Genomic DNA, 21199 nt, shown 5'->3' with positions numbered 1-21199 from the left:
CTTTACAGCACCGTTGAATGAAGAAAGCATTCCCTTAGATAGGGAATGCTTTAACTTTCATCTAACTAACCAATTTAACTAACCTAAATAAATCTAAGAACATACTTGCCAGCCTCTTTAGCGCTTCTGATAAGGCTACGATCCACCCCCTGTAGTTGCAGGGAACCAGGTGTTAGCGGCAAAAGCATTCACTAAGATAACTAAAACGTTTTAGCTTCAAAAGAAAAACATATATTTTTTTTAATGAGTACTCACTTTTTTGTTGCATAACGAGATAAAGTATCCTGCTTGTACAAAGCTTTGAAGTATAAGAGATTCCGACGCTACTGGCTCCAAAGCGATAGCAGGTGACCACGTAGGGCTTACGTGCTGGCTTCAGCTGCTTGCCGGATCGCCCTGATCTTGTTTTCATCGGCTACCTGCAGCGCATACTCTGAAAGTGGTGGCGTAACAGCCATTGCCAGATCGTTTCGGCGGAAAGCCATCTGGCTGGCTGTTGTGAGACGGGCAGAAGTATGAAACTCCTTTGCCCCTGTTTTAGCAAGCAGCTCGCCAACGTTGGTTTCGTTGATACCACTGCCGGGCATCACGACGATCCGTTTTCCGGCTTTCTGAATCAAGTCGCGGATCAAGGCGGCTCCCTGCAGTGCCGTTTCCTGCTGCCCCGAGGTGAGCAGGCGTGGCACTTTCAGTTCCAGCAGATCTTCCAGGGCGCTGAAAGGATCAGGCGTCATGTCAAATGCCCGGTGGAACGTAACGCTGAGCGGATAAGACAGGTTGATCAGTTCCCGCATCCGTTCCTTGTCGATGTTGCCATCAGCTTGTAGTATACCTATTACAATGCCATCAACTCCCAGCGCTTTTGCCACCTCTATGTCCTTTTTCATGATCGCAAACTCGCTATCAGAATACAGGAAATCACCTCTTCTGGGGCGGATGAGCACGTGCAAACCGATATTGATACTTTTTCGGGTAAGCTCAATCATGCCCGCGCTCGGCGTTGTTCCGCCTTCACTCAGCCCGGCACAAAGCTCTACCCGCTGGGCACCACCCTTTTCAGCTGCCACTGCAGACTGTACCGATTCGACGCATATCTCCGCCACCGGCTGCCCACTCTGCACCGGATTAGAGTTTATACTTTGCATCGATCAGCTTATTCGTTGTTTTATCCAGCACAGCATAGTTAAAGCCTTTGTGGATGCAATAACCGCCATACTCGCCCTGCTTGTTTAAGGCGATGTAGCCCACCTGCAGATCCGCTACATCTTTGTTCTGAGCTACAATCCGCTCCACAGCCAGGCGACAGGCGCGCTCCGGTGAGTTGCCCTGCCGCATCAGCTCTACCACCAGGTGGCTGCCCACGGTGCGCATTACGGCCTCACCCAAACCGGTAGACGTAGCGGCACCCACTTCGTTGTCTACAAAAAGGCCCGCTCCGATAATGGGCGAATCGCCCACGCGGCCGTGCATTTTAAAGGCTGCGCCACTCGTGGTACAGGCACCCGCCAGATTGCCCTGCGCATCCAGCGCCAGTAGCCCAATGGTATCGTGGTTTTCGATGTTGATAACCGGTTTATACTTGGATTCCTTCAGCCACTCCCGCCACGCCTTCTCCGAAGCAGGTGTCAGCAGGTTCTCTTTTTCAAAGCCCTGGGCCAGCGCGAACTGCAGCGCTCCCTCGCCTACCAGCATTACGTGCGGCGTATTTTCCATTACTTTTCGGGCAACGGAAATCGGGTGTTTGATATGCTCCAAAAAGGCCACCGAGCCGGCATTGCCGCGATAGTCCATGATGCAGGCGTCCAGCGTTACGTGGCCTTCGCGGTCCGGAAAGCCGCCGTAGCCTACGGTTTGGATGTTGGGATCGCCCTCCGGCACCCGCACCCCCGCCTCTACCGCGTCCAGCGCTTGCCCACCCTGCGACAGGATTTTCCAGGCTGCCTCGTTGGCAGGCATGCCGTGGTTCCAGGTCGAAATAACTACAGGCTTGTTCGCGGCTCCTTTCGCTATAGTTCCGGCAAAAGCTCTTCCGACTGGGTAAAGCCCGGTCAGGAAAGTGGTACCTAAGGCAGACAACTTCAGAAAATTTCTTCTGCTTTTCATTTGATTTTATTTTTTATGAAAGTTAAGATGATTTTTGTTAAAGCTGCAGGTGCTCCGGAGCATTACTATTTGCTACAGCGCGCAGGTAGTTAGCAGGTGCGCTGCCTATACTTAGTTTAATTGCTGCCTATTACTGATTGCAGTTCTCTACCGTGCACCACCTCTGCATGCTCTTGGGCAACGATCACTTTTCAACGGCTGCTCCACGGTTAAAATAGTCAATCATAAAACAAGGGTTCATACTTAAGCAACTGTTAATCAATGACATAACCCATTTGTTTAAGGATTGATTACGCTGAAATTAAAGAGATTTTTTTTCTTAACGACGAGTTCTGCCATAAATTTGCCACTCCCCTAACCTTTCGCAGGGCAAATCAGCAGCTGCACAGGCAATTTATACTTGCTGTAGTTCAGCGAGTAGCTCCCAAGTAAATTTCGGAAAATTGCCGCTTCTTGTGTAACATTTGCCAATGCGCTGTATCTAACACGGCATAAAAGAAAATAGCAAGGCAGCTTGATACACCATGACTGATTTTAAGGAGATATATGAAACGTATGCGCCCAAGGTTTTCAGGGTATGCATGGGCTATATCAATGATCAGGACGAGGCGAAGGACCTTACGCAGAAAACCTTTATCTCAGTGTGGGAGAACCTGCCTTCCTTTCGGCACCAGGCACAGCTAAGCACCTGGATCTTTCGCATTGCCACTAACAACTGCTTACGCGCCCTCGAAAAAACAAAACGCAGGCACACCACAGAACTGCCATTTCAACTAGCAGAACTGGAGGAGGAGCCGCAGGAGGAAAAGCTGCACTTTTTATACAGCTGCATTGCGCAGCTACCTGAAACAGAGCGCATCATTGTCTCCCTGGTGCTGGAGGACGTGCCGCAGGCGGAAATAGCCGTGATCGTAGGACTGAGCAGCGGGAATGTGCGGGTTAAGATTCACCGGATAAAGGAAAAGCTGGCTTTAAAATTTAAGGCGCATGGACAATTTGAATGATATAAAAGCTATCTGGCTCACTGCAAAAACGGAACGCCTGTCTACTTCAGTGGAAGTGGTAAAGCTTGCCAAAAAATTTCGCAGGCAGAGGCTGCTTAAAAAAGCGATGGTGATTGTGATGGCTTTTGTAGCGGCCTTGCTCCTGGCTACCGTAATGGTTGTGTATAAATCTACGCTGGTTTCTACGCGGTTAGGCGAATTGCTGCTGTTAGCGGCATGCGCTGTGCTGGCAACTACAAACATTCGTTCTATCCGAAGATTTTACAAGCCTCAGGTGCTGAGCAACAAGGAGTTTCTTCAGTTTTTAGAGCAGACGCGACAGAACCAGATTAGCTACTACCGGAAAACGCAGGTCGTGGGCCTGCTGCTCTGTTCAGCGGGCTTGCTGCTGTATCTCTATGAATTTGTTTACCAAAACAGGTTGCTGCTGCTATCTGTGTATACAGCCACGGTGGCCTACCTGCTCTTTCTATGGCTTTTTCTGCGGCCGCGGCTTTTCAGGAAAGGGGCTAATGAATTAAAGGAAACCCGGGAGCGACTGGAAGAAATATCTGATCAGCTGAACGCCCCATCATAATTCTGCCGCTTACAATACACCATGCAGGGTCACTTGTACTGCTGCGCTATCATTCTTCGAAACTTATACTATCAATAAATGAATCAAATGAAAAATAAACAACCATCAAAAGCAGTTAGGTTATACACGTTCCTTTTGATAATTGGCCTCCTGACAGCAACTGTTGCGCCATTCATTTCCCGTCGTTTTGAAATCCCTGACTTCTTTGTGGGAAGCATCGTGGGGATTGGAATCGGAATAGAGTTATTGGCTGCCGTGCAGCTTTTCCGCTTTAAAAGGAGTCAGCGCCATTGTGCGTAAAGCGGCGCTCTCACCAACGCGTAAGCGCCATACCAATAGCTCTGCTCCTACTCTTTCCCCTGCGTTTATACTATGACTGAAAGCCACCATCCCAGAACAGCCAGGTAGTCACGTTCTTCTCTTGATTTTGTCAGCTGATAAAGATGTACATCACCGGATCTAAAGCAAACAAGCCTGTTTCAAGTATAAACCTGCTTTCCACTGGCTGGATTAACATGCGCACCTACGCTGCTTTGCCTGACACGCATCCTGTAAAGTAAATGGGAGCACAAGAAAGAAGTTAGTCTTTGAGTACCAGTGGTACCTGGGAAAAGGAAGATAATGGAATGATTTAGCAGCACATAGAAACGAAAGAGCCCGCAAATCAGTGATTTACGGGCTCTTTGCTCTTATTGGTATTGCTACCGGCAGAGAGTGAGGGAGCGGGAGAACAGCAGCTTGACCTTCTTGCCGATGAAGCGGTAGGGCACGCTGTAGTAGTGCTTGTCTGCGCCCAGGCACACGTGGCCGTTCTTCATCATGGTGGCGTGGCACTGCCTCTTGAACTCGTAGCGGAGCATGGGGAGCGGCGCGAGCGCCTGTCGCTCCACCTCCTCAAACTGCAGCCTCCTGCTGTAGTTGCGGCCTCTGAGCGGCTGGCTGTTGTGCGCCTCCAGGGCCTGGAGAATGGCCGCGTTCAGCTCCGGGAGCGAGCTGTGCACCTGTTTCCTCAGGGGCGCGTAGATGCGGCTGTAGACGATCTTGACGGCGCCCTCGACAAGGGCCTTGTCACGGGGGCGGTAGGCCCGGGCGGGCAGCACGGCCGTGCCATAGTGGTCGGCAAAGTCAGCGAAGGCCTCGTTGAGGGTGGGCTCGTAGCGGTTGCTCTTGGTCACGGCCGCCTTCAGGTTGTCGGGCACGATGGCGGCGGGCACCCCGCCGATGTAGTGCAGCGTGTTCTCGCAGGCGGCGATGAAGTCCTCCTTCTGCTGGCTCATCACCGCCTCCACGTACGTGAGCTGGCTGGCGCCCAGTATGGCCACGAACACCTCCACCTGGGTCTGCTCGCCGCTTTCCCTGTCGGTCAGCCACAGCCGCTCACCTGCGAAGTCCACGTACAGCTTGTCGCCGGCCTTGTGGTCCAGGTGCATCACCGGGTTGACCCTGGCCTTCCACTGGCTGTAGTGAAAGCAGAACTGGCTGTACCGGAAGCCCTCGGGGAACTCCTCCCGGTAGGCCTCCCAGAGCGTGCGCCGGGTGACGCCGGTGCGTTTGAGCTCCTTGTCCACATGCGGGAAACAGCGCTGCAGGGCCAGCAGGCGGCTGTCCGGGGAACGCTCCCTGCTTTTGCCGAAGAGCTCCTCCAGCTCCTTGTCATTCAGGGCGTTGACCTCCTGGTAAGTGAATCCGCTGGCATCGAAGGCGGCCAGGTACTTCTTGACCGTGTTGCGGGACGCGCCGGACTGGGCAGCGATGGAAAGGCGGCTGCGGCCCTGGCTGTGCATTCTCAGAATCTGTCTTATCTTACTCATGCTGATTGTAGTGTTAGCCATACTCCTGGAGCTTTGTTTGCTCCAAAGGTATGGTTGCCGCTACAGCATGCATGCCTGGCAGGGTGGTCAGTTTGGTCCGGAATCCCCTGGTCGCTTTCCCGCGGAACCGGTGGTCACATTAACACGGAATGAGGTGGTCAATATATGCGGATTCTCCAGATGAGTGGGCGTATCGAGGTCAGCAGTCAGGTGAACATAGGCACCAGGTTTTCAATTTATTTCCAATAATACCACATGAAAATATTTCTCATTGACGATGATAGCCTGAGCCTCTTTCTGACGCAACGCTTGCTGATGCTGGAGGGATTCAAAGACATCCGGACTTTTCTTTCGGCGGAAGAGGCGTTAGAATTTTTAGCCAGTAGCAGCGTAGAGGAGATCCCTGATGTCGTGCTGCTGGATTTGAACATGCCGGGCATGAGCGGATGGGAGTTTTTGGACGCCCTGCCTCCCCTTGATTCGAAGCTCCGGGGGAAATTTAGCCTTTACATCTTGACGTCTTCTCTTGATGTGTCGGATACAGCTAAAAGCCAAGAGTATTCAATAGTGTCGGGTCTTATTCATAAGCCCATTACCCCTGAAGACATCAAGATGATTGCCCAACAAGTTTCTGAGGGACCTCATCCCAATTTAAAGACAGCGCAAAAGTAGCGGATTCGAGTTTCATTATATTCTCTTGTATCCATTCCTGCGGCGTCATATCCTGAAGCGGCCTTTTGGGGCCGGAAGCCATTATATCCCAGTCTCCATGCCTCTGTCTTCTCCCTTGCATCCTCCATGCTGAGAAACCCGTTCACCTTCAGGCACTCATCCCGAAAGCTGCCGTGGAAGGACTTGGTAAAGGCGTTGTCCGTCAACTTGCCGGGCCTGGAGAAGCCCAGTGTAACCAGGTTATCTTATGCCCATCTTTCTAGGGCCTAGGAATTAAACTCTCTCCCGTTATTCACTTTGATTCGCGCAGCAACCCTGCCGCGTTCCTGTCACCTTAGATGGCCTGATCCACCCCAGTGGCCAGGCATTGTGCTTGCTGCACAGCCCACTCAAGATAAGCGCAAAAGGAGATGGGACCAAATCGATGGTATTATGCAGGGCAGGAAAACTTTTGAGGACGAGTGTGCGCTATTCGCTCAGGCACACGTGCCGGAGCATAGCTTTTATAGACAGCTGAAGCAGTATCTGAATCTGGGCTTTCTCTACGAACTGACCGGGGAGCTCTACGGGTGTTGTGGCCAGCAGCATGTAGGTAGAACTAAATCAATGCCTTATCGTAAAAAATAATACCTTTTGTTTTACTGCTGTATTCAGGCTTCAGTTTAAAGCAACTTGAACTTGTCCAAAATAGGCGGGATTTTGTAGCCTTTCCTCTTATTCAAGCACTGCACCCTCAAGCACTGCACCCTCAAGCAATCCCCCTTTTAACTCTTTTGACGCCAGGGTTTGAAAATTACTTCTGCTTAATTCTATTCCCTTTAAAAAAAACAAGCTTATGTTAGCAATGAATTTTCGCGGGCCCCGTCAAATCAGGGTAGACCGTAACAAGCCCGAACCGGAGATCGAGCATCCCAATGATGCCATTGTCCGCGTTACCCGATCTCTGATTTGCGGCTCAGACCTGCACCTGTATCACGGTCGGGTACCTGATACACGTGTGGGCATGACCTTTGGCCATGAGTTTACCGGCATAGTCGAAGAAGTAGGCTCAGGAGTGCAAAAACTCAAAGTGGGTGACCACGTGCTGGTGTCTTTTAACATTGCCTGCGGCACCTGTCCGCATTGCAAGCAGGAACTCTATGGTAACTGCAATGAGTCGAATCCGGAAGCCACAGCCGTAGGCGGCTTCTTCGGTTATGCTCATATAGCAGGTGGCTATGACGGCGGGCAGGCCGAATACGTTCGGGTACCCTATGCCGATGTGAGCCCCACCAAAATACCGGAAGGGATGGACCTGGAAAATGCCGTGCTCCTGACCGATGTGGTGCCCACCGGCTACCAGGCTGCAGAGCAGGGTGGTAGCCAGAAAGGCGATACCGTGGTCGTGTTTGGAGCCGGCCCGATAGGGCTTATGGCTGCTCGCTTTGCCTGGTTTTTTGGTGCCGCACGGGTCATTGTTATCGACCACATAGACTACCGACTGGAGTTTGCCCGCAAATTTTCCTTTGCCGAGGCTTACAACTTCAGGGAAATGAATGACCCCGTGGTATTTGTAAAAAAAGCGACTGATTACTTTGGCGCTGACGTGTGTATCGATGCAGTAGGCTGCGATGCCACCGGCAGTACCTTTCAAAACATCACCGGTAAAGGGTTACTTCTGCAAGCCGGCAACTCCACCGCCCTGCATTGGGCCATTAATTCGCTTAAAAAAGGGGGCATCTTATCTATTATTGGGGTATACGGTCCGCCCTGGAACCTGGTACCTGTCGGTAGCCTGATGAACAAAGGTATTACGGTGCGGGGCGACCAGGCCTCGGTAAAACGGCTGCTGCCCAAACTAATCGATCACATCATGAGCGGCAGGATCAATCCAAAAGAAATCATTACCCACCGGTTGCCCCTGGAAGAAGTGTCGGATGCCTACCGGATGTTTTCAGATAAGCTGGACCACATCGTTAAACCTTTATTGATTCCTCCACGTGCCGCCAATGTGGCTTAAAACCTTTTTATCATGAAAAATGCATTAGAAAACAGAATAGATGAGTTTCAGGACCGGGTTATTGCCAAACGCAATATGGCCGAACTCACCAAAGATATACCTGGCTGGGGCATGGATGCTGATCCGGAAAATGATCCCACTTACCCGATGAAACATTCCAACGGAGCGGATCACCAGCGTCTTGATTATGAAAAGGCGCCTCAGCAGCCTATAGACATTGAGATCTTTCATTCCATAGAGCGGCCCGACGTTACCCGGGTATTTGGCACGTCCACACCGCCTGCAGGCCTGAGTGGCGCTGTGCGTCGCTATGCCTATAAGTATAGCGAAGCCACCGCTACGCACTGGATGACGCTCATATTGGCAGACCGGATAAACGTCATTGAGGGAAAGATCAATGATCTAAAACACGGCGTTCTCCCTAATCCCTGGATTGAAAGGGGCTGGCGGGCCGAATGGAAGTATAACCGCACGGGTTTTATTGGCAAGGCAGCTACAACGGCTTTGCTTATAACTGCTGGTATCATGCTGATGTCAAAGAAAAACAGAAGTAAGCAATATTAGGAAGAAGGTAGTATAATTCGTGTCAACCCAAAAGCCGGCACAAGCTGAACAGCTTTTGGGTTGACCCTTTATTGAGCCCTTCTGTTTTACAGGACAGCCAGACATTAAAACAGGAGAACTATGCTGGGAAAAAGGCGCTGCACCTGGCTGCCTTGATCATTTGTTTGTGGAGAGTACCTTTTAGTGTTATACCTATATTATTGTTATACATCAGTTTTGCCCTACCTCGGTTTATTGAAAAAAGGGTAAAAGCAAGGAATCATTCAATTATGAATAGGCAGGGATAGGAACGCATTTATTTGTAACACTTTAACATACGAAATTTAAAAGAATCACATTGATACATTGAACCATGACAACGACTACAAAAGGATTACTCGTCCGTTTAGAGGCGAAACACGGTAAAGATGACGAGGTGGAAGATTTTCTTTCTTCTGCCCTTCCATTAGTACGGCAGGAGGCCGGAACAAAAGCCTGGTTTGCCATACGTTTTGGCCGGTCTGAATACGGCATCGTCGATTTTTTTCCTGATGAAGCATCCCGTGATGCACATCTTAACGGGGCAGTTGCCAGCGCCTTACTGCAAAAAGCAGATGAATTATTTGAAACCTCCCCGGATATCCAGAAAATAGAGGTACTTGCCAGCAAACTACCATCCCAGCCGCCAGCTGAACCTGATACAAAAGGATTATTGCTCACATTTAAAGCGAAAGAGGGCCACGAGCAGGAGGTGGTACAATTTTTAAAAGATGCCCAGCCTTTGGCCATGGCAGAAGAAGAGACTATTGCGTGGTTTGCTATCCACCTGCCTAATGATGAGTATGGCATTTTCGATGTTTTCCCTGACAATGGTGCCCGTTTAAAACACCTCACGGGCCGTATTCCCCAGGAGTTAACCAAACATGCGCTTTCGTTGCTTGGCAGTTTCCCGGATATGGATTTGCTTAAGGTTACGGCGGAGAATTTTAATCCTTGATTAAATTAAAAACAACCGGACTGCTTCGGCCGATAACGGCTATTTCATCAGATGTATGAGGCGGAAGACTTCATTGCTTCTCGTTGGGAGGGCCGTATGTTAGCATTAGTTAATTAACTATGGAAGAAAATGAAACACTTCGCTGGCTGCAACAGGGGTTAGGAGCCATAATTCTAGTGTTGGTTTTGCTGGATATTTTCCTTACCATTTTATATGCGCGGATCGGGGCTAGCGTTTTCAGCAACAAAATTGCCCGGCTGGTATGGCGCTTATTCCGTTTAATTTCAAAGCCGTTTGGCAGGCGGGCCGGAGAAGTGCTGACTTTCTGTGGCCCGATAATTCTTATTACCTTGTTAGGTTTTTGGTTCTTAGGCCTAACGTTTAGCGTAGCGCTTATTATTCATCCGGCGCTTGGTTCTGCAATTAAAACCAGTAACGGCCATACTTCCACTGATTTTATAACGGCCCTTTATGCAGCCGGTAACAGCATTTCTATTGTAGGCGCCGGCGATCATTCTCCGCAAACAAAACCGTACCGCATCTTTTATATATTCACTTCAATGGTGGGTATGTCGGTAACTTCCTTAACCCTTATTTATTTAATGCAGGTGTATAATGGGCTGCAGCGGCGCAACGCGCAAGGGCTGAGAAGCTATCTACTCAGCGATGAAACCGGCGATGCTGCCGAATTGCTCTGCGGGCTGGGCCCGGAAGGTAAATTCGATAACGGCTTAGATAGCCTTGCCGAAACAGCCACGGGATTAACCCAGTCAAAAGAAGCGTATCATTTTTACCCGGTGCTATTTTTTTTCCGCTTTCGCGAGCCGTATTACTCTGTTTCCAAATCTTTGCTAATGGCCTTCGATACGGCAAGCCTGATCAAGAGCGCATTAGACGATCAAGAATACAATACCATAAAAGAATCGGCGGTGGTGGCTGCGCTTTGGCGGGGAGCCAGGCTCGAGGTAACTTCCTTAGAAGATACTTTTCTGCCGGGGGGCGTACCTGATGATAAAAAGGAGCCCGATACCCAAACGTATGACCGCTGGGCTCGGCGCTTTACTGCTGCTTTAGAGCGGTTTAAAGAGGCGGGCATTAAAACAATTGCCGATGAGCAGGAAGAAATAAAAAGATATGTTGAGTTACGTTCCCGTTGGGAGCACCACATTACCGCCCTTGCACCCGTTTTGGCCTACCGTATGGAAGAGATAGATCCAGCGGGTTTTAACCCGGAAAGCGCTAAAGACCGGCAGGAATTCCGGAGACGGTTGTATGCTTTTGATTGAAGGGTCATTTTTGAATTTAGATTTTCTTAGTTCAATCTTTCTGAGATTGGTAACATTTCACTTAAAACTACCCACTCATGAGTTCACGCAGTACAAGTGTTTTCAGATGACACCTACCAGCTAACCGGTGTGGCGGTATCCAAAGATGGTCGTTTGTTTACTTGTTATCCTTTATGGCCCGGACCACATAAATACGATGTGGTAGAAATCTTGCCTGACAACCAGGTGAAACCTTATCCGGATGAACAGTGGAACAGTTGGAAGGAAGGAGAGGATGGCAAAAACAAATGGGTTTGTGTGCAGGCGGTGTATGTAGATGAGGAGAATTACCTGTGGGTGGTGGACCCGGCCTGCCCCAAGATGGAACAAGTATATGACAATAGTTTTAAGCTGGTAAAGTTCAACCTGGCTACCAACAGCATAGAAGAAGTATACAGGTTTGATGGCGTATTAAGCAACAAAAGCTATATCAACGATTTGCGGGTCGATACCCAAAGAAGAGTAACTTATTTAACGAACTCCAATGAAGGGGGAATCGTGGTAGTTAATCTTGAAACGGGAACCATCAGGGAGTTACTGCGCAATCATTATTCGGTGAGACATGACCCTTCCTTTAAACTGATCGTGGATGGGAAAGAATTTAAGAAGAACGGTAAACCGGTACATCTTCAATCAGATGGCATTGCCTTAACACCGGATGGCGAATGGCTGTATTACAAACCCCTCACCGATAATAAACTTTACCGCATTAGAACGGAATTTCTGCGTGATGAAGAATTGCCTGAAGATAAAAGGGAGGCTGAGGTAGAAGATCTGGGAAGGTTTTCGGTTACGGATGGGATGATCTTTGACAAAAGCGGCAACCTGTACCTGGGAGATTACCAGAACTACAAAATGGTAAAAATAACGCCTGCGCATAAACAGGAAGATGTAGTGGCAGACGAAAGGCTCATATGGCCTGACAGCTATTCCATTTCGGAGGATGATTATTTATACATCAGCTGCTCCCAAATCAATAAGCAACCCGAATACAATGAAGGCGAAAATAAAAGAACAACACCTTATGCCATTTACCGGATGAAGTTGCCAGCCACTTAAAAAGAGGCTTCCCTGGTAAATACGGACTACTGTTATTTAACGCTTTAACTAGCGAGTTCACGTTTTTCTAAGTATGGAGAATCTCTTTTCACATCTGATCGGAGGAAGCGCAGAGCTTGGTTGGGTAGCAATTAAGGCGCTCCTGCTCTACCTCACAGCCGTGTTCGGCTTTCGGATCAGCAATCGCCGCGCCCTTGCTGAAATGTCTCCTTTTGACTTCGTTGCTGCTGTCGCAGTTGGAGCCATTGTAGGACGTGTGCCGAATTCCGATACCACCAGCTACCTTGCCGGAGCTGTCACGCTATTGACATTGCTCCTCGCGCACAGGTGCATCACGCGGCTGCGCCGGTTCCCCACAATCGCTAGACTGGTCGATCACTCTCCACGCCTGCTTGTATCGAAGGGAAAGGTACTTGATCACGAACTCCAAAGGTGCGGGCTAACCCACAGCGATCTTTATGGTTTGCTCCGCCAGCAGGGAGTAGATGATTTGAGAGAGGTACGGTACGTGATATTCGAACAACGGGGACAGGTCTCTGTCATTCACCACTCGGAACAGGAAGCAAGCGATAAGGGACTGGTGGAAGATATTGTGGCGCGTACGTCATCACAAGCTTAACCAAAGAGCTACAGCGGTAAACACCGTTGCCTGATGAGAGGAGCAGGGCAAGCAGAACCAGGTACCAGATCGGTGAAAACTTTCAAGTAGCCCAGGCTTCTGTGTCTGCTCAATTTGTAGAAAATGTAAATGTAGCGTTCAAATGGATGTCTTTCTTCAATTAGCCGGAAGCGTGCTTGTATTTATCGTGCTGCTGGATGTTTTCTTTACCGTACTTTTCCCCGCCAGCGGACATGGCCCTATACGAAAGCCCCTAGCTCGCTGGATCTGGCATAGCTTCCGGTTTTTCGGAAAGATGACCAGCGGCCAGCGGCGCCGTAACATCCTCTCCTATAGCGGACCCATTCTCATCACAGTCACCTTGACTGTCTGGTTCTTACTACTTGTAATTGGATGGGCCATGATCTTTAAACCAGCCTTAGGATCGGGAATCCTGGCTTCGTCGGGAACGACCGATACCGGTTGGGCAAACGCCATGTACTACAGCGGCTTCAATCTCACGACCCTCGGCGTTGGCGACCTGTCGCCAAACACGGACTTATACAGGATCCTCACGGTTACCGCGGCCGCGGTCGGCTTTGCCTTTTTCAGTATGGCCATCACGTACTTTCTATCGGTGTACTCCAGCCTGACGGGTCGGAATGCGTTTGCCCAAGGGCTGCATCATTTGAGCGGGAATACCGACGATGCCGCCGAGCTCCTTGCCAGGCTGGCCGATGGCGCTGACTTGTCGGAGGCGCGACAGCACTTAGCTTCCAAAGCCGAGTTTCTCCGGCAGATACACCAGACACAACGTTTCTACCCAATACTCCGGTACTTCCATTACCGGGAGCCTTACTACGCGTTGCCGCGAATTCTGCTTACGGCACTTGACACGGCAACGCTCATCCGAAGTGCGCTGGATCAGGAACGATATGCTCGCACGATCCACTCCCCGGACCTCAACACGATGTTTGATGCTGCCATGATGCTCATGCATGAACTCACCTCTGATGCGCAGCCCAGTCCACCATCTAAGCAAGAGGTCAAAATTTGGCGGGAGCGTTATTTGGCCGCCCTCCCCCGGCTCGCCGACGCCGGGCTGCACATCCGCGTTGACACTGTGGCCGGAGCAGACGAGTATGTCACGTTCAGAACAAAGTGGGACCGGCCTGTTCACAAGTTGGCGGCAGCGATGCTTTATGAGTGGGATACCAATACGCGGGCATCATCTGCTTAAGTCGGCAGTCATGATGAAAATTCATCTAGTCATACAATTGTCTAGTCCTGAAATAGGTTGACAAAAAAGTCAACAAAAATGGAGGACAAAGCATTAAGAGAACGTATTGTAGCTGAGTATCTCACCTCCGGGCAGAGCTACCGGGAAGTGGCCGAAAGAAATGGTGTTGATTACCGTAGCCTGCACCGTTGGGTCAAGGAGTACCAAGGGCGCATGAAAAAACCACACAAAATCAGAAGAGCCAGGCTGCTGCGGGAACTGCCCACAGACAAGTTGCCGACCAGTGTCGAAACCCTGCAATCGGAGCTGCGCAAAGCCCGTCTCTACAACCAGGCCCTGCAGGAGGCAATCCTCATAGCCGAGGAGGAGCTCGGAACCCCCATCCTAAAAAAGTCTGGTACCAAGCAATCCTGAGAGTGGAGCAAAGAACGCTCCTCCAAGTAGTTGGAGTGCTTTGCCGCTTGTTTGGTTACAGTAGACAGGCGTACTACCAGCACCTCAAAGCCCAGCAGCAGCAAGCGCTGCAAGAGGACCTGCTGCTGCAAGAGGTACTGCGAATCCGTTGCACGCAGAAGCGCCTGGGAGCGCGCAAGCTGCTGGTGATGATGTCACCCTTCATGGCTGCCCATGGCATTGAGATAGGCCGAGACGCCTTTTTCGAGCTCCTGCGTGAGCGCTGTCTGCTAGTCAGGAAGCGAAGGCGCTCTAAGCCCCAGACCACTTTCTCTGGTCACTGGCTGCACAAGTACGAGAACCTGACAGTGGGTTTTGTGCCCAAGTCAGCCGGGCAGCTGTGGGTGAGCGACATCACCTATATTCACCTGAAGGAAGGCTTTGCCTATCTGAGCCTTGTTACCGATGCTTACAGCCGTAAGATCGTCGGCTTTTACCTGAGCGAGGATCTTACCGCCTGTGGATGCATCCGGGCCTTGGAGATGGCCCTTGCCAGCTGCCCCATGCAGGGCTACCTTATCCATCACTCCGACAGGGGCATTCAGTACTGCAGCCAAGGGTATGTTAGGCTGCTGCAGGAGCGGCGCATCGCTATCTCCATGACACAGAGCGGCGACCCGCTGGAGAATGCGCTGGCCGAGCGGGTGAACGGTGTCCTCAAGCAGGAGCTCCTGGAGGCAGTGTACCCTGACTTCGGGGCGGCCCAACTAGCCGTGGCCACGGCAGTGAGCATCTACAACTATCAGCGCCCGCACTCGAGCGTGGGCATGCTCACGCCTGTGGAGGCGCACGGCAGGACCGGCGAGCTGAAGAGACACTGGAAAAACTATTATACTGACAAGAAGGGAAAGGAGGTGCCCATGTAGTAAGGTGCAGGCCAGGAAGGTTTGTGGTTGCCAGAACCCCTTACTTATGGTGAGGGTATAAGGTGTAAAGGGATGGCAGGATTAAGAACCAGCTGTCAACCTGGTATAGGATTAACAATGTAAACTGTCAACTTTTTTCAGGACGAGTCAAAGGGGGGGCCTTATGTTTAGCACCTAATCTACCTTTGTCTCATAAAACCCTCGTGGCTGTTGCACAACTCAGCTTCCAGCATACTTTTTAGCAGCTTTTATTCTGAATTAATTTACAACGCTCCTCTCTCTGATTGTGGGCAAGCGACAGGGGTGAAACCAATAGCTGAAGGTATGAGCATGTGGCTGCTCCCTTTCCATTGCTATTGCCATGCTCACAGACTTCTTCGGCTTGTACCTCATGTACTTTCTTATATTAAATGCAGCGGCAGCCAGGAGCATGGCTTTATGGGCACCCGACTTTCCCAGCACGCCAACTCTGCGCAGCCCATAGTGATCTACCAGGCTCCCGAAGACCGGCTCCACCGTGCTCTGGCGAAGCTTTTTCATGCGCTTGCCCCGCCTGCTTTGCTGCCGGGCATATGCCCTCAGGTACTGCTCGTCATAAGCTGTGCGGGTAATTTTCCGGCACCGGGCCTTGGGGGCACACGTGGGTTTGGACGCGCACTGCCTGCAGTCCTTGGGCGCTGCCCAGTAGTTTCTCAGCAGCCTGCCGTCCGCAGTGCGGTCAAAGCCCTTGAAGGGGAGTGGCTTTCCCATGGGGCAGATGTAGCGGTCCTTCTCCTTGTCATAGGGAAAGCCGGCAATCTCGGGCTTGTACATCCCGAACACGGGGATCCAGCCTGTGATGCCCTGCTGCTCGAGCATGAAATAGTTAGAGCCGTTGGAGTAGCCGGCTTCGGCCAGCAGTTCCTGCATGAGCAGCGCATTCTCCTTTAGCCTTCCTTGCACCTGCATCACCAGGGAAGGCAGGTGCTGGCTGTCCCTGCCGTCGGCAAAGTCCGCCCGGATGTGGGAAATAACACCTTTGGCCGTATCGACCGCCATGCTGCAGTGGTAGTTGAGCTTCCTAGCTTTGCCGGGCTTGACAGATATGCGGGCATCGGGATCGTGCGGGGAGTAGTGCGTCTTATTACTGAGCAGCTGCGCCTTTTCATTCGATGCCCCGATAGCCCCTGTGGGGCGCTCGTAGAGCCGCTGCTGGCGCCTCACTAACCGCTTAAGGTGGTGTTCGGGAGCCGTGATACACTGCCTGGTAGAAGGATTCTCTTCTTTATTCAAATCCTGATGCTATGTACCTGCTTTTTGTAAGCGGTTTTCTGCTGATGCGGCATCTTGCTTGGGAACCAGGTTCTCCATGGAGGCATTGGCCTTGATGGGGGCTGAGTCTATGGCTTGTGTACTGCCCGCTACCATGTCTTTTTCCACGCACAAGCTGAAGACTTTGTCAAAGAGCATCTCGAACAAGGCCTCCGGGTAAAGCTTACGGGTACGGGAAAGGGTAGAGTGCCATGGCAGAGGCTCGTCGAGCTGGTAGTCCAGAAAGTAGAGCAGGTCCAGCCTTAGGCTGCAGTGCTCGAGAAGGCGACGGTCGGAGACGATGTTCTCCAGGTAGCCCACCAGGCAGAGCTTAAAGAAGACCACCGGATCGATACTGTGCTGGCCGCAGCCGCCGTAGTACCCCCGCGTCATATCATAGAGAAAGTCAAGATTTAGATGTTGCTTGAGCTGTCTGTAAAAGTTGTGCTCCGGCACGTGCGCCGAGAGCGAGAAGTGCAGCTCCTTCTCATCCCTGAAAGTCTTCTTGCCCAGCATAACACCAAAGGTTTAACTCTTATTCTTACGGCTGTATTCGGACAGTTGTGCAACAGCCACACAGTTTGTTTTACAGCCTCCATGCGCCTGATTAGAAAAAGGTGATAACATCTACAACCCCTACTATTGTTTATACTTTTTGTATTCCTTACGAAGTCCAGAAGCCAACTTCATACGTTTCACTGTTTTACACTTTGACTTATCAGTTTAATTAAAGCTTCCTTCTAAATTCCATCAACCCTAAAAAATACAAGAATTAACCATCTGTTTCGAGGCTGTGGAGGAGGACTACAGTATAACAGCGGTTATGTATTCAGGGAAATGGACTGAACAGTTTTCTCCTACTCATTTAAATTTGATATTTACGCAACAGCTTGTTGCGCAGTGACAACAAGCGTCTTGTTAAGTAATCCCGAACATACCTATCAAGCGCAGGCTTCTTATATCTGATACTGGAAGAAATACAGTACAGTATTCTACTTTTAATTTAAGAACTTAACGCGCTTAGCCAGGAGGTAGTGGCATGGTGCGATTAGTCTTAACTAGCTGGTAGGAAAACGCATTAATAAGGAGTTACAAAAACAACTCTACCAGCAAACCGGACAGCAAGCAATCTACAAGGCAGAGGGTATGCGGAAAACACCACTGGGTGTCCCACATACCCTCTGCCTGTTGTTATGATAAAAGCAACATGCCATTCGGCTTCTCTAAAACAGCCTTCTTCAAGCTACAGAAACGCAAAAATCCACTGTCATTCATTCTTGTGCAAAGTTCGCCTTGCGGGCCGGACACGGGAGCAAGGTTGTCCGAACAAAAGGGGTATCCCCCTGGCGGGGGACCCTCCACCTTTTCTTCGGCTCCACCTTGCCCTTAGTCCGACCCGAAGGCAGCGGGGCACCATAATCAATTCCTCACACTTAAAAACCAGATGATTATGGAAAAGCTCCTGAAAAACCCGTCCTTCCAAGTAGCTGAAGTTAAGCTCTCCTACCGCGCCCGCGTGAAGCCCTCCCAAAGGCCGCAGGTTACCAGCTCCACCGATACTTACAACATCTTAAAGCAAAGCTGGGACACTGGCAAGCTTGAATTCGTCGAGCAGTTCAAGGTCCTGCTCCTCAACCGCGCCAACCGGGTGCTGGGCATCTACGAACTCTCCACAGGAGGCGTGGCCGGTACGGTGGCTGACCCCAAGCTCGTCTTTGTGGCCGCACTCAAAGCCTGCGCCTCCTCCCTCATCCTCTGCCACAACCATCCCTCCGGAAACCTGAAGCCCAGTGCGGCAGACCTGCAGCTCACCAAGAAGCTGAAGCAGGGAGGCGAACTGCTCGACATCGCCGTCCTGGACCACCTCATCCTCACCAGCGAGAGCTATTACTCCCTCGCGGACGAAGGGCTACTCTAGCCCTTCCTTTCCCATGCGGAGCCTCAGCGCTTCAAGACAACCTTCCTTAAAACTTAAACTTTATCTCTATGAACGCTTATCAGAAATTCAACCAACTGGCCCAGCAGGTAACCAGTGAAATCATTGCGCAACTACAGCAGGACATCGCCATCTGGCACAAGCCCTGGACCTGCTATGGCCTTCCCAAGAACTATAGCTCCGGCCGCCCTTATGAAAGCTTCAATGCCTTCTACCTAAACTACATCACGGAAAAGCACGGCTACGCCTCGCCTTACTTTCTCACTTTTAAGCAAGCCCTCGAGCTGGGCGGTCACGTGCGGAAGGGGCAGAAAGGTACTCCCGTCGTCTACTGGAAGGTTTATGAGCAGGACGCAGAAAAGCGAGCCGGTGAGCCTCAACCAGCCCGGGGAAAAGATCGTCAGGAAAGAAGGCTCGTTCCCTTCCTCTGGACCGTGTTCAACATCGACCAGATAGAGGGTGTGGACTTTAAGCTTCCGACATTTGCCGAGCGGTCCGGGCAGCAGCTCATTGAAGCTTGCCAGCGCGTGGTAAACAACTACCCCAATCCCCAACCACAGATCCTGCACGGCGGCTCACAGGCCTACTACGCACCTGATCAGGACACCGTACAGGTACCGGAACTAAAGCACTTCGTCTCCTCCGAAGCCTATTACGCCACGCTCTTCCACGAACTGATCCACTCCACCGGACACTCCGACCGGCTCAACCGCTTTACTGATGAAGAAAAGGCAAGCCGCTTCGGGGATGAGGTCTACAGCAAAGAGGAGCTTATCGCTGAGATGGGGGCCAGCTTCCTGTGCGCCTTCACCGGAATCAAAGAGGAAGTGTTTCAAAACTCGGTCGCTTACCTGCAAGGCTGGATCACCAAACTCTGGGATGACAAGACGATGATTATCTACGCCGGCACCAGGGCTTTTAAAGCAGCCAGCTACATCCTCGGCCAGCAGGCACAGACAGCGCAGGAGGAAACGCCCGCTAGGGCTGCCTGATATAGAGAAAGGCTGCTCCATGTTACAGAGCAGCCTTATCCTCATTCTATTTGCAGCGCTTCGCATCAAAGCCTGCATGCTTCAATAGCAGAACAACACATGCTTTGACACAACTGGCAACTGCAGGGAAGATCCCGTTGCAACAGGCTGTGCCCCTTCGCTTGTTTTATCCTGTTTAACGGTTTAGTTTCTCCCGTAGCAACCGCATGTCCTCACTTACCTTAATATCCAGGATCTTCGCATAATGTTGGGTGGTCCTCAGGTTAGTATGTCCCAGCATCTTGGAAACGCTCTCCATAGGGACACCGTTGAGCAGCGTGATGGTCGTGGCAAAGGTATGGCGGGCAATATGGAAGGTGAATGGTTTGTGGATTCCGCACAGGTCCGCTATTTCCTTCAGGTAGGCATTCATCTTCTGATTACTTAGCACAGGCAGCAGCCTGTTTTCATTTACACACTGGGCATGCTCCCTGTACTTCTCCAATATCATCAATGCTGTCGGGAGCAAGGGTATCCGGGAAGGAGTATTGGTTTTCTGCCGTTGCTTGATGATCCACTTCTCGCCGTCAATCCCCGTGCTGATCTCGGTGCGCGTGAGTTTGAGCACATCCACATAGGCCAGGCCTGTAAAGCAACTGAAAACAAAGATGTCCCGCACCTGGGAAAGGCGCTCCACATCAAATGCCTTTGAAGCGACTGTATCCAACTCTTCTGCAGTGAGAAATTTGCGTACCACCTGCTTCACCTTCGCCTTGTAGTTGAGAAAGGGGCTTGCTACCAGCCAGCCGTTGGCCAGGCAGATGCGAATGATCTTGCCGAAGTTCTTGATGTATTTTACTGCCGTGTTGTTGGAACACTTGCGCACGCTGCGCAGGTAGAACTCGTAATCTGTAACAAAGGCATGGTCAATCCTTTTTATATCGATATCAGTAGCCTGATACTTCCACTGCAGGAAATCCAGGGTGTGCTTTAAAGCGGTGTTGTAGCGCTCCAGGGTCGCGGGGGTAAACTCTTCTCCGACCAGGGCCTCCATTCTGCGATTATGATCCCTGAAGATTTCGATGAGGCTCCTGCCTTTCTCCTCCTTGCCAATAACCCTGTTCCTGATCCCAGCAGCAGACACCAGCCCTGTGGCTTCCACCAACTGCCGGTGGGCCTCGTACACTTTTGCCCGCAGGTTATCCAGGTAGGCATTAAGGGATTTGGAGGAAGCCCGGGTGCCAATAGCCCGTCCTGCGGAGGCATGCCAGCAGTCCGGTTCGCACTCTCTCCCGGTGGCTAATTCGGCACGTTGGCCAGCAGCAGTAATGCGCAGGTAGACAGGAACAGGGCCTGTGTGGTAGTTCTTTTGTTTCTTGAGGTAAAAGAGCATGCTGAAGTTAACACTCATAACAGTGACTTTAGAAGTTAAACAAATATAGCTTTGCAGTCAGTCACAGTCAAGATGCACAGCCTCTGTACATCTTGTAAATCAAGCTGTTATCCTCGTTCTGGTGAGTTGAAAGACCTTTTCGTTGAACTCACCGAATTACGCACCTTTCGTTCGCAAAAAAATGAATAATTTGGTACAATTCTAAAAACAAAAAAGCCTGTAAACGCTTTGTTTACAGGCTTTTAGCTGATTTTGGTATTGCTACCGGCAGAGAGTGAGGGATTCGAACCCCCGGACCTGTTACAGTCAACGGTTTTCAAGACCGCCGCGATCGACCACTCCGCCAACTCTCTGTCTTATTT

At 50.8% G+C, this 21199-nt stretch carries 21 protein-coding genes, 1 tRNA gene and 1 pseudogene; 15 read left to right on the top strand and 8 right to left on the bottom strand.

The genetic code is table 11. From position 1 onward, the window contains the following. Window positions 1-362 precede the first annotated feature (362 nt). Window positions 363-1145, bottom strand: a complete 783-nt coding sequence (locus ABDW72_RS17280) for a copper homeostasis protein CutC (protein ID WP_347159851.1) — start codon at window positions 1143-1145, stop codon at window positions 363-365. Continuing rightward, window positions 1126-2103, bottom strand: coding sequence for an isoaspartyl peptidase/L-asparaginase family protein (locus ABDW72_RS17275; RefSeq protein ID WP_347159850.1), 978 nt, complete (start codon window positions 2101-2103; stop codon window positions 1126-1128). Before ABDW72_RS17275 ends, ABDW72_RS17280 begins: the two co-directional genes overlap by 20 nt. Window positions 2104-2627: 524 nt before the next feature. On the opposite strand from ABDW72_RS17275, the gene ABDW72_RS17270 reads away from it, so the two are divergent. From ABDW72_RS17270 to ABDW72_RS17260, 3 genes are all read left to right on the top strand, one after another. Next, complete coding sequence (locus tag ABDW72_RS17270; RefSeq protein WP_347159849.1) at window positions 2628-3107, top strand: RNA polymerase sigma factor; 480 nt, start codon at window positions 2628-2630, stop codon at window positions 3105-3107. Further along, window positions 3091-3684 carry a hypothetical protein gene (locus ABDW72_RS17265; RefSeq protein WP_347159848.1) on the top strand — a complete coding sequence of 198 codons (594 nt, stop codon included), beginning with the start codon at window positions 3091-3093 and terminating at the stop codon, window positions 3682-3684. Before ABDW72_RS17270 ends, ABDW72_RS17265 begins: the two co-directional genes overlap by 17 nt. Before the next feature lie 87 nt (window positions 3685-3771). Next, complete coding sequence (locus ABDW72_RS17260; protein WP_347159847.1) at window positions 3772-3984, top strand: hypothetical protein; 213 nt, start codon at window positions 3772-3774, stop codon at window positions 3982-3984. A 401-nt stretch (window positions 3985-4385) separates the two neighbouring features. Here the strand turns inward: ABDW72_RS17260 and istA are convergent, their stop codons facing one another. Next, window positions 4386-5495, bottom strand: a complete 1110-nt coding sequence (istA, locus tag ABDW72_RS17255) for an IS21 family transposase (protein ID WP_347159846.1) — start codon at window positions 5493-5495, stop codon at window positions 4386-4388. 255 nt (window positions 5496-5750) lie between these two features. On the opposite strand from istA, the gene ABDW72_RS17250 reads away from it, so the two are divergent. Beyond that, the gene (locus ABDW72_RS17250) at window positions 5751-6167 is read left to right on the top strand and encodes a response regulator (protein ID WP_347159845.1); all 417 of its coding nucleotides are present in this window, start codon (window positions 5751-5753) and stop codon (window positions 6165-6167) included. Here ABDW72_RS17250 and ABDW72_RS20390 read toward each other — a convergent pair. Then, window positions 6137-6403, bottom strand: a pseudogene (locus ABDW72_RS20390) (integrase core domain-containing protein); the annotation flags it as partial. The gene ABDW72_RS17250 and the pseudogene ABDW72_RS20390 sit on opposite strands and share 31 nt — an antisense overlap. Before the next feature lie 599 nt (window positions 6404-7002). Between ABDW72_RS20390 and ABDW72_RS17240 the strand changes: the two are divergent. From ABDW72_RS17240 to ABDW72_RS17200, 9 genes are all read left to right on the top strand, one after another. Then, window positions 7003-8166, top strand: coding sequence for a zinc-dependent alcohol dehydrogenase (locus ABDW72_RS17240; RefSeq protein WP_347159844.1), 1164 nt, complete (start codon window positions 7003-7005; stop codon window positions 8164-8166). Between the two features lie 12 nt (window positions 8167-8178). Beyond that, the gene (locus tag ABDW72_RS17235; RefSeq protein ID WP_347159843.1) at window positions 8179-8730 is read left to right on the top strand and encodes a hypothetical protein; all 552 of its coding nucleotides are present in this window, start codon (window positions 8179-8181) and stop codon (window positions 8728-8730) included. A gap of 352 nt (window positions 8731-9082) precedes the next feature. Then, window positions 9083-9706 (top strand): putative quinol monooxygenase, encoded by a 624-nt coding sequence (locus tag ABDW72_RS20385; RefSeq protein ID WP_430438163.1) that lies wholly within the window; start codon window positions 9083-9085, stop codon window positions 9704-9706. Between the two features lie 119 nt (window positions 9707-9825). Continuing rightward, window positions 9826-10992 carry a potassium channel family protein gene (locus tag ABDW72_RS17225; RefSeq protein ID WP_347159842.1) on the top strand — a complete coding sequence of 389 codons (1167 nt, stop codon included), beginning with the start codon at window positions 9826-9828 and terminating at the stop codon, window positions 10990-10992. 198 nt (window positions 10993-11190) lie between these two features. Next, window positions 11191-12090 carry an L-dopachrome tautomerase-related protein gene (locus ABDW72_RS17220; RefSeq protein ID WP_347159841.1) on the top strand — a complete coding sequence of 300 codons (900 nt, stop codon included), beginning with the start codon at window positions 11191-11193 and terminating at the stop codon, window positions 12088-12090. 73 nt (window positions 12091-12163) lie between these two features. After that, the gene (locus ABDW72_RS17215; RefSeq protein WP_347159840.1) at window positions 12164-12709 is read left to right on the top strand and encodes a DUF421 domain-containing protein; all 546 of its coding nucleotides are present in this window, start codon (window positions 12164-12166) and stop codon (window positions 12707-12709) included. A gap of 142 nt (window positions 12710-12851) precedes the next feature. Continuing rightward, on the top strand, window positions 12852-13928 hold the full coding sequence (locus ABDW72_RS17210) for a potassium channel family protein (protein WP_347159839.1): 1077 nt from the start codon (window positions 12852-12854) through the stop codon (window positions 13926-13928). A gap of 78 nt (window positions 13929-14006) precedes the next feature. Then, complete coding sequence (locus ABDW72_RS17205) at window positions 14007-14342, top strand: transposase (RefSeq protein WP_347159838.1); 336 nt, start codon at window positions 14007-14009, stop codon at window positions 14340-14342. A gap of 2 nt (window positions 14343-14344) precedes the next feature. Then, complete coding sequence (locus ABDW72_RS17200; protein ID WP_347159837.1) at window positions 14345-15247, top strand: IS3 family transposase; 903 nt, start codon at window positions 14345-14347, stop codon at window positions 15245-15247. A gap of 258 nt (window positions 15248-15505) precedes the next feature. Here ABDW72_RS17200 and ABDW72_RS17195 read toward each other — a convergent pair whose 3' ends face one another. Then, window positions 15506-16519 (bottom strand): transposase, encoded by a 1014-nt coding sequence (locus tag ABDW72_RS17195; protein WP_347159836.1) that lies wholly within the window; start codon window positions 16517-16519, stop codon window positions 15506-15508. Between the two features lie 9 nt (window positions 16520-16528). Next, on the bottom strand, window positions 16529-17053 hold the full coding sequence (locus tag ABDW72_RS17190; protein ID WP_347159835.1) for a transposase: 525 nt from the start codon (window positions 17051-17053) through the stop codon (window positions 16529-16531). Between the two features lie 934 nt (window positions 17054-17987). Here ABDW72_RS17190 and ABDW72_RS17185 point away from each other — a divergent pair. Further along, window positions 17988-18455 (top strand): JAB domain-containing protein, encoded by a 468-nt coding sequence (locus ABDW72_RS17185; protein ID WP_347159834.1) that lies wholly within the window; start codon window positions 17988-17990, stop codon window positions 18453-18455. Between the two features lie 68 nt (window positions 18456-18523). Further along, entirely contained in the window at window positions 18524-19465 is a 942-nt protein-coding gene (locus tag ABDW72_RS17180) for an ArdC family protein (protein ID WP_347159833.1), read from the top strand. 175 nt (window positions 19466-19640) lie between these two features. Here ABDW72_RS17180 and ABDW72_RS17175 read toward each other — a convergent pair whose 3' ends face one another. Next, window positions 19641-20855 (bottom strand): site-specific integrase, encoded by a 1215-nt coding sequence (locus ABDW72_RS17175; RefSeq protein WP_347159832.1) that lies wholly within the window; start codon window positions 20853-20855, stop codon window positions 19641-19643. Between the two features lie 250 nt (window positions 20856-21105). Next, window positions 21106-21190: transfer RNA gene (locus ABDW72_RS17170), tRNA-Ser, on the bottom strand. Between the last annotated feature and the right edge of the window lie 9 nt (window positions 21191-21199).

It is taken from the genome of Pontibacter chitinilyticus (genome assembly GCF_039748935.1).
Taxonomy (GTDB): domain Bacteria; phylum Bacteroidota; class Bacteroidia; order Cytophagales; family Hymenobacteraceae; genus Pontibacter; species Pontibacter chitinilyticus.
The sequence above is the reverse complement of the archived record's forward strand: the minus strand, read 5'-3'. Positions and strand labels throughout refer to the sequence as shown.